This window comes from Nguyenibacter vanlangensis (assembly GCF_013376155.1).
Taxonomy (GTDB): domain Bacteria; phylum Pseudomonadota; class Alphaproteobacteria; order Acetobacterales; family Acetobacteraceae; genus Gluconacetobacter; species Gluconacetobacter vanlangensis.
Window position 1 is genome coordinate 1 of sequence record NZ_JABXXP010000782.1, and the last position, 1,240, is coordinate 1,240.

The following is a 1,240-nucleotide window of genomic DNA, read 5'->3' on the forward strand; positions in this document are numbered from 1 at the left end:
CGCAGGCCGCGCGCGCCAGGTCGGCCGCCGACAGCCGCCCCGGGCCGGAAAGCGGCATGCCCGGCAAGCCGAACGCATGACCCAGCGCGATCGACGCCTCGACCAGTTCCCTCGCCGGACGGCGCGTATGATGCAGTTGCGGCAGCATGATGTTCAAGTGCGTGCCGAACAGGTCCAGCCAGGATGCGCGCTGCGTGATCCGCCCGATCCGCCCGCGCAGCGCATTGGCCTGCCGGTCGCCCAGCTCGCGCCAGTCCAGCCCCATGAAGCGGACCGAACCCGCCGTCAGATTCACCATGCCCGAGCACAGATCGGCAAAAAGGGTGGCGCGCCCGGGATCGCGGCATTCGATGACGGCGCAATCGCCCGGCATCAGCCGCAAGTCGATCGGCACCGGCGCCATGCCGCTTTCCTCGAACGAGGGTCGCGCCGCACGAAGTTCCAGCATCGGGCCACGGCTCGCCATCGCTCAGAACCCCAGGCTGAACACGATATTGACCCCCAGCACCAGCAATATCCCCCGGGCGAAGCCGCGCGGCATCAGGGTGGCGATCGTATCGTCCCGGTCGACCAGCAGCCCGGTCAGACAGGACCCCAGCCCGATGCAATAGCCGACCAGGACGAATTTCAGCGGAATGATCAGGAAATCCCAGGCCGACATCGCCCTCAGCACGTTCGAGAAGAAGGTCCAGACCGACGTACTGATCACGCCCGCCGTGTGGGTGACGATGAACCCCATCAGCAATGACACGGTCGCGAAGATGATGCCCAGCGTGAACCCGCCCACTGTAAAGGCGAAGGTGCGCGGCAGGACCAGCAGCAGGAACGGGTCCAGGCCCTGGGCCTCCATGGCGCGGATCTGCCCGCCGAGGGTCAGCATGCCGATTTCCGTCAGGCTCAGCATGCCGCTGCGCCCCAGCAGGATGACGCCCACCAGCACCGGTGCGATCTCGCGCACCAGGACCGACACCAGGATCGATCCCGTCATCTGCGCCATGCCAGCGAACCCCAGCCAGTACGCCGCCTGCGACACCACGGTCAGGCCGGCCAGGGTCGCGGTCACCAGCACGCTCAGAAAACCGCCGCCCACGACCTGGCGCAGGCACAGCCGGAATTCCTGCCGGACCGTCCGGCGCCAGGTATAAGGCCGCAGGGTTTCGCGCAACACGCCCCAGCCCGCCCCGACCAGCACCAGCGCGAAACGGACCTGATGCCGCGTCAGCCGCCCGATCGCGGCCAG

2 protein-coding genes are annotated in these 1,240 nt (G+C 67.9%); both read right to left on the minus strand.

Annotated features, from left to right (window positions below):
* A partial coding sequence (locus HUK84_RS18980; protein WP_176641610.1) for a P-loop NTPase family protein occupies positions 1-466 on the minus strand: 466 nt, incomplete at its 3' end.
* Between the two features lie 3 nt (positions 467-469).
* Positions 470-1,240, minus strand: a 771-nt coding sequence (locus HUK84_RS18985) for an MlaE family ABC transporter permease (RefSeq protein ID WP_176641611.1), incomplete at its 5' end; no start/stop codon positions are given.